The 7085-nt window shown below is 74.3% G+C and carries 7 protein-coding genes; 4 read left to right on the forward strand and 3 right to left on the reverse strand.

All coding sequences use genetic code 11. From position 1 onward, the window contains the following. The first annotated feature begins 96 nt into the window (after positions 1-96). From galT to ACI8AF_RS12225, 4 genes are read left to right on the forward strand one after another with little or no spacing between them, the layout of a single operon-like run. Positions 97-1167, forward strand: coding sequence for a galactose-1-phosphate uridylyltransferase (gene galT, locus ACI8AF_RS12210; protein WP_456539973.1), 1071 nt, complete (start codon positions 97-99; stop codon positions 1165-1167). Next, the gene (galK, locus tag ACI8AF_RS12215) at positions 1164-2336 is read left to right on the forward strand and encodes a galactokinase (protein ID WP_456539974.1); all 1173 of its coding nucleotides are present in this window, start codon (positions 1164-1166) and stop codon (positions 2334-2336) included. The genes galT and galK overlap by 4 nt, the downstream gene beginning before the upstream one ends. A 31-nt stretch (positions 2337-2367) precedes the next feature. Continuing rightward, entirely contained in the window at positions 2368-4050 is a 1683-nt protein-coding gene (locus ACI8AF_RS12220; RefSeq protein ID WP_456539975.1) for a sodium:solute symporter family protein, read from the forward strand. Positions 4051-4060: 10 nt separating this feature from the next. Continuing rightward, a complete protein-coding gene (locus tag ACI8AF_RS12225) occupies positions 4061-4339 on the forward strand; it encodes a hypothetical protein (protein ID WP_456539976.1) in 279 nt (92 codons plus the stop codon). 10 nt (positions 4340-4349) lie between these two features. On the opposite strand, the gene ACI8AF_RS12230 is transcribed toward ACI8AF_RS12225, so the two are convergent. From ACI8AF_RS12230 to ACI8AF_RS12240, 3 genes are all read right to left on the reverse strand, one after another. Next, entirely contained in the window at positions 4350-5462 is a 1113-nt protein-coding gene (locus ACI8AF_RS12230; RefSeq protein ID WP_456539977.1) for a sulfite oxidase, read from the reverse strand. A gap of 55 nt (positions 5463-5517) precedes the next feature. Then, positions 5518-6084 carry a nitroreductase family deazaflavin-dependent oxidoreductase gene (locus ACI8AF_RS12235; protein WP_456539978.1) on the reverse strand — a complete coding sequence of 189 codons (567 nt, stop codon included), beginning with the start codon at positions 6082-6084 and terminating at the stop codon, positions 5518-5520. A 75-nt stretch (positions 6085-6159) separates the two neighbouring features. Beyond that, entirely contained in the window at positions 6160-6822 is a 663-nt protein-coding gene (locus tag ACI8AF_RS12240) for an IclR family transcriptional regulator (protein WP_456539979.1), read from the reverse strand. Positions 6823-7085: the final 263 nt, after the last annotated feature.

The following is a 7085-nucleotide window of genomic DNA, read 5'->3' on the forward strand; positions in this document are numbered from 1 at the left end:
AGTGGCCCCTGATCAGGAGCCGGGGATAGCGTCCAGTGGGCCGGAACCGGCCCCGGAGACGTGGAGGTCGGCAAGGTGATCCGGACGAGCCGTCGCTTGGCCGACGGCCGGGAGATTCTGTACTTCGACAGCGACGACGACGCCCGGCCGCGCGACGCCGTCGACACGCGCGACCTCCCGCCGGTCAGCACGCGCTCGCAGCTGCGGTACGACGCCCTGCTCGACGAGTGGGTGGCCATCGCCTCGCACCGCCAGACCCGCACCTTCCTGCCGCCGGCCGACGAGTGCCCGCTGGACCCGTCCGCGCCGGGCCGGCCGACCGAGATACCCGAGAGCGACTACCAGGTCGTCGTCTTCGAGAACCGCTTCCCGTCGCTGGCCACCGCCGTCGAGCGCGACGTGCCGCCGACGGCGCCGGGCGCCCCGCTGGCCGAGCTGCGACCGGGCTTCGGCCGCTGCGAGGTCGTCTGCTTCACCGACGAGCACGACCGCGCCTTCGCCGACCTCGGCGCGGAGCGCGCCCGGCTGGTGGTCGACGTCTGGGCCGACCGGACGGCCGAGCTCGGCGCGATCGACGGCATCGAGTACGTCTTCCCGTTCGAGAACCACGGCGAGGAGATCGGCGTCACCCTGTCCCACCCCCACGGGCAGATCTACGCCTACCCGTACCTGCCGCCGCGGGCGGCCAAGGTGCTCGACTCGGTGCGCCGGCACCGCGAGCGCACCGGCGGCGACCTGTTCGCCGAGCTGGTCGAGGGCGAGAAGCAGGGCCCCCGCGTGGTCACCGCGAACGAGCACTGGACGGCGTTCGTGCCGGCCGCCGCCCGCTGGCCCTACGAGGTGCAGTTCTTCCCGACCCGGCGGGCCCCCGACCTGCCGGCGCTCGACGACGCCCGGCGCGACGCCTTCGTCGAGGTCTACCTCGACGTCCTGGGCCGCTTCCGGCACCGCTTCGACACCCCGATGCCCTACATCGCCGCCTGGAACCAGGCGCCGGTGGGCGACGGCCGCGACGAGTGGTGGCTGCACCTCCAGCTGTTCTCGATCCGCCGGGCCCCCGGGAAGCTGAAGTACCTGGCCGGCTCGGAGTCGGGCATGGGCGCGTTCATCACCGACACCAACCCGGAGGACGTCGCGGAGCAGCTGCGGGCCGTGGTGCTCCCGTGAGCGACGGGCAGGCGGCCCGGGCCGCGGCCGAGGCGTTCCGCGCCCGCTTCGGCGGCGAGCCCGCGGGCGTGTGGGCGGCTCCGGGACGGGTCAACGTCATCGGCGAGCACACCGACTACAACGGCGGCTTCGTGCTGCCCGTGGCGCTGCCGCACACCACCCGGGCCGCGGTCGCGCCCCGCACCGACGGCGCGGTCGCGTTCTCCTCGCTGCAGCAGCCCGAGGACGACGTCGTCGTGCCGATCACCGAGCTGGCCCCGGGCAACCCCCGCGGCTGGGCCGGCTACCCCGCCGGTGTCGTGCACGAGCTGCGCGACGCGGTCGGCGCGGCCGGCGGGCTCTCGGTGCTCGTCGACAGCGACGTCCCGGCCGGCGCGGGGCTGTCCTCCTCGGCCGCCCTCGAGTGCGCCGTGGCGCTGGCCGTGCGCGACCTGTGCCTGCCGGAGCTGACGCCGACCGACCTGGTCGACGTCGCCCGGCGGGCGGAGAACGACTTCGTCGGCGCCCCGACCGGCATCCTCGACCAGTCCGCCTCGGTGCTCTGCACCGCCGGGCACGCGCTGTTCCTCGACACCCGCGACCGCACCAGCGAGCAGGTGCCCTTCGACCTCGCGGCCACCGGCCTGGCGCTGCTCGTCGTCGACACCGGCCAGGCCCACGAGCACGCCGGCGGCGGGTACGGCGACCGCCGCCGCGAGTGCGAGCAGGCGGCCGAGCGGCTCGGTGTCGGGTTCCTCCGCGAGGTGCCCGACGTCGACGCGCTCGCCGTCCTGGACGACGGGACACCGGAGGGGGCGGTCCTGCTGCGCCGGGCGCGGCACATCGTGACCGAGAACTCACGGGTGCTCGAGGTCGTCGCGGCGCTGCGGGGTACGGACGACGTCCGGGCGATCGGGCCGGTGCTCACCGCCGGCCACGCGTCCCTGCGCGACGACTTCGAGATCTCGACCCCGCTGCTCGACGCGGTGGTGGACAGCGCGACGGCGGCAGGGGCGTACGGCGCCCGCATGGTCGGCGGCGGGTTCGGGGGCAGCGCGATCTCGCTGGTCGACGCCGACCGGGTGGACGCGGTGGTCGCGGCCGTCACCGAGAGGTTCGGCCGCGAGGGGGCCCCGCCTCCGCGCAACTTCGTCGCCGTCCCGTCCGCGGGAGCCCGGCGACTCGCGTGAACCCCGCGTCCGCGGGAGGAAGAAGGCCTGCGTGGACACCCTGAGGCTCGACGCCTCGTTCGTCGACTACGCGCTCGTCCTCGTCTACTTCGCCGTCGTCCTCGGCATCGGGTTCGCCGCCCGCCGCCGGGTGTCCGACAGCCTCGACTTCTTCCTCTCCGGCAGGTCGCTGCCGGCGTGGGTGACCGGGCTGGCGTTCATCTCCGCGAACCTCGGCGCGGTCGAGATCATCGGCATGTCGGCCAACGGCGCCCAGTACGGCATGCCGACCATGCACTACTTCTGGGTCGGCGCGGTCCCGGCGATGCTGTTCCTCGGCGTCGTGATGATGCCCTTCTACTACGGGTCGAAGGTCCGCAGCGTCCCCGAGTTCATGCGGCGCCGCTTCGGCACCGGGGCCCACCTGGTCAACGCGCTGTCCTTCGCCGTCGCCCAGGTGCTCATCGCCGGCATCAACCTGTTCCTGCTGGCCACCATCGTCGAGTCGCTGCTCGGCTGGCCGCTGTGGGTGTCGCTGGTCGTCGCGGCGGCGGTCGTGCTCAGCTACATCACCCTCGGCGGCCTGTCGGCGGCGATCTACAACGAGGTCCTGCAGTTCTTCGTCATCGTGGCGGCGCTGCTGCCGCTGACCCTGATCGGCCTCAACCGCGTCGGCGGCATCGGCGGCCTCATCGACGAGGTCACCGAGGCGGGCAACGCGGACCAGCTGCAGTCCTGGCCGGGTACCGAGCTGTCCACCTTCGACAACCCGGTCTGGTCGGTGGTCGGCATCGTCTTCGGCCTCGGCTTCGTGCTCTCGTTCGGCTACTGGACGACGAACTTCGTCGAGGTGCAGCGGGCGATGGCCACCAAGTCGATGTCGGCGGCCAGGAGCACCCCGGTCATCGGGTCGTTCCCGAAGATGTTCATCCCGTTCGTGGTGGTGGTCCCGGGCATCATCGCCGGCGTCCTGGTGCCGGAGATCGCGCAGCTCAAGGCGGGTGAGAGCAGCAGCCTCACCTACAACGACTCGATGCTCGCGCTGATCGAGGAGGTGCTGCCCAACGGCCTGCTCGGCATCGCGATCGCCGGCCTGCTGGCCGCCTTCATGGCCGGCATGGCGGCCAACATCTCGGCCTTCAACACCGTCTTCAGCTACGACCTGTGGCAGCAGTACGTGAAGAAGGACCGGCCCGACGACTACTACCTGCGGGTCGGCCGCTGGGCCACCGTCGGGGCCACGGTGGTCGCGATCGGGACGGCGCTGATCGCGTCGGGCTACACGAACCTCATGGACTACCTGCAGACGCTGTTCGGCTTCTTCAACGCGCCGCTGTTCGCCACGTTCATCCTCGGCATGTTCTGGAAGCGGATGACGGCGACCGCGGGTTGGACCGGCCTGGTCTCCGGCACGCTGGCCGCGGTCCTGGTCGCGGTGCTCAGCGAGGACGCGCTGGGTGCGGCGTCGCTGGGCGTCATCCCGCTCAGCGGCCAGGGCGCGAGCTTCGTGGCCGCCAGCGCCGCGTTCGTCGTCGACATCGTGGTGAGCGTGGCCGTCACGATGGTCACGCGGCCCAAGCCGGTCGCCGAGCTGGTCGGGCTCGTCTACTCGGAGACCCCCAGGGAACAGCGCACCGACCCCGACGCGGGCCGGCTGCCCTGGTACCGGTCACCCACCAAGCTGGCCGGGATCTCGCTGGCGATGGTCATCGCCCTGAACGTCATCTTCCGCTGAGGAGCCGGGCATGAGCGACACAGGCAAGCACAAGGCCGGCGCCTTCGACGTCCGCGTCGTCATCGCCGGGCTGCTCGGGGTCTACGGCATCGTGCTGGTCCTCATGGGCCTGTTCGCCGACCCCGAGACCGAGAAGACCGGCGGGGTGAACGCCAACCTCTGGACCGGCATCGGCCTGGTGGTGGTGGCGGGCGCGTTCTTCGCGTGGGCGCGGGTGCGGCCGGTCGTCGTCGACGAGGCCGAGCTGGCGCGGGCGCACGCCGAGGACGGCGACCGCCCCGCCCACTAGGGGCTCCGGGTCAGGGCCCCTCGAGGACGGTGACCGGCACCCGCTGGACGAGGGTGTTGGCCATGCCCTGCCGGTTCCACTCCTGCTCGACCGGCTGGGTCTCCCCGGTCGCGTCGGTGGCGCGGGCGAGCAGCTCGGCGCGCCCGGGGGACGCCGCCCACTCGAAGCTCCACGCCCGCCAGGCGTACGGGTGCTCGGGGTCGGCCGCGGCCAGGACGGCGTCGGCCCACGTCGCGCCGCCGTCGGTGCTGACCTCCACCCGCTGCACCGGTGCCTGCCCCGACCAGGCCCGGCCGGTCAGCGTCACCGGTCCCGGGCGCACGAACCGCTCGCGGGTCATGAAGTCCGGCCAGCCGGGCGGGGCCACGAGGGCCCGGGGCCGGATGCGGGTGACCGGCTCGCCCGGCTCGTGCGCGTCGACCTTGATCCGGTAGGCCGTGGCGTTCTGGAAGCCGTCGAACGGCCGCTCGAGCACCTCGATGCGCCGCAGCCACTTCACGTGGGCCATGCCGTACCAGCCCGGGATGACCAGCCGCAGGGGGGCGCCGTGCTGGGGCGGCAGCGGGGCGCCGTTCATGCCCCAGACCAGCAGCGCGTCCGGGCGCAGCGCCTCGGCGAGCGGCAGACCGCGCGCGTAGTCCTGCTCCACGCCGCGCTCGACGCCGTGGTCGGCCCCGGTGAAGGCGACGTCGACGGCGTCAGGGGAGACGCCGGCCTCCTCCAGCAGCGGCGCCAGCGGCGTGCCGGTCCACTCCGCCGTCCCGACCGCCTCCAGCAGCCACGGCTGGCTCACCGGGCGGGGCTCGTAGCGGGCCCGGCCGTTGCCGGCGCACTCCAGCAGCACGCGCGCGGTGACCCGGGGACGCCGCTGCAGCTCCGCCAGGCGGAGCTCCACCGGCCGCGCCACCGCGCCGCCGATCTCCAGCCGCCACGTGCCCGGGTCGACCGCCGGGATGTCGTAGTGGGTGAGCACGTAGTGCAGCCCCGGCGGGGTGACGTCGTAGCGCAGCGCCTCCAGCGGCATCCCGTGGTTGCGGGTGGCCAGGGCCAGCTCGTCGAGGCCGATGCCCTCGCCGGGCTCGGCGATCCGCGCGCGGCCGGTGGACGTCTCGGTGGCGGTCATGGGAGCAGTGTTCGCCCGTCGACCGGTGCAGGGGAAGCCGGGTCCGGCCCCGCGGTCACGCCGGGTCGAGCACGAAGACCGGGATCCGGCGCCCGGACGCGCGGCGGGCGTAGGCCTGCCACGCCGGGTAGATCGCCAGGCCGAGCTGCCAGAGCCGCTCGCGCTCGTCGCCGTCGGTGAGGCGGGCGCGCACCGGCCAGTCGAGGCCGCCGGTGGTCACGGACGCCTCCGGGTGCGCCACCAGGTTGTGGTACCAGGCCGGGTGCGCGGCCTGGCCCCAGTTGGACGCCAGGACCGCCAGCCGTCCCCGGCCCGCCTGCCGCGGTGTGCCGGACGAGGGCAACGACGCGTCCAGGGGCAGGCCGAGCACGGGGACCGTCCGCGGCCGGCCGCTGCGCGCCCCCGTGGTGGTCAGCATGACCACCGGCAGCCCGGTCACCAGGGAGGCGAACGTGGCCCGCCCCCGGGTGACGCGGAACACCGCGCGGTCGAGGTGGTGCAGCAGGCGGACGTACACCCACGACACCGGGGCCGTCCCGGCCGTGCGCCGCATGAAGCGGTGCAGCGGGTTCGCCCGCGCGAAGGGGGTCGAGAACGTCGTCGGGCCGGCTCCCGGAGCCATCGGGTTCCTCCTGGGACGGATCGGTGGAGGAGTCCCGAGTCTGGACCGTTCCGGCCCCCAGCGGTACGGGTGCGGCTACCGCGCGGCGCGGGAGATGGCCGCGGCGGCGTCGAGCACCGCACCGATGACCTCCGGTGAGGGACGGCGGCCCAGCCGCTCGACCGGCCCGGAGATGGAGACCGCGCCGAGGACGCCGCCGGTGCCGTCGCGCACCGGGGCCGACAGCGAGGCCACGCCCGCCTCGCGCTCGGCCACGCTGTGCGCCCAGCCCCGGCGGCGGACGTCGAGCAGCGTGCGGGCGGTGAAGCTGGCCGAGGGGAGCAGCGGCGTCACCTCGTCGGCCGGCGCGAAGGCCAGCAGGGCGTGCGCGGCCGACCCCGCGGTCAGCGGCAGCCGGGCGCCCACCGGCACGGTGTCGCGCAGCCCGTGGGCGCGCTCGGCGGCGGCGACGCAGACCCGGGAGGCGCCGTCGCGGACGTAGAACTGGGCGCTCTCCCCGCTCAGGTCGCGCAGGGTGACCAGGTGGCGCTCGGCCAGCTCGGCCAGGTCGGGGCCGCTGCGCGCCAGCTCGCGCAGCCCCGGGCCGGTCGCCCAGGCGCCGCCGTCGGTGCGCTCCACCAGCCGGTGCCCCTCGAGCGCGACGGCCAGCCGGTGCGCGGTCGCCCGGGGCAGGCCGGTGCGCGCCACGAGGTCGGCGAGCGTGGCCGGCTCGTCGGCGACGGCGCGGAGGATGGCCACCGCTTTGTCCAGAACGGCGACGGGGTTAGGCTGTCCCACACAGCAATACTTGCATCCCAGTGAATGGGATGGCCAGTGAGATCCCCCGGAAGGACCCGCCGTGCCGAAGACCCTGGCCGAGAAGGTCTACGACGCCCACGTCGTGCGCAGCGCCGACGGTGAGCCGGACCTGCTCTACATCGACCTGCACCTCGTGCACGAGGTCACCAGCCCGCAGGCGTTCGACGGCCTCCGTGGGGGGGGGCGGCCGGGGCGGCGGCGCG

This window comes from Blastococcus sp. SYSU D00669 (genome assembly GCF_054050715.1).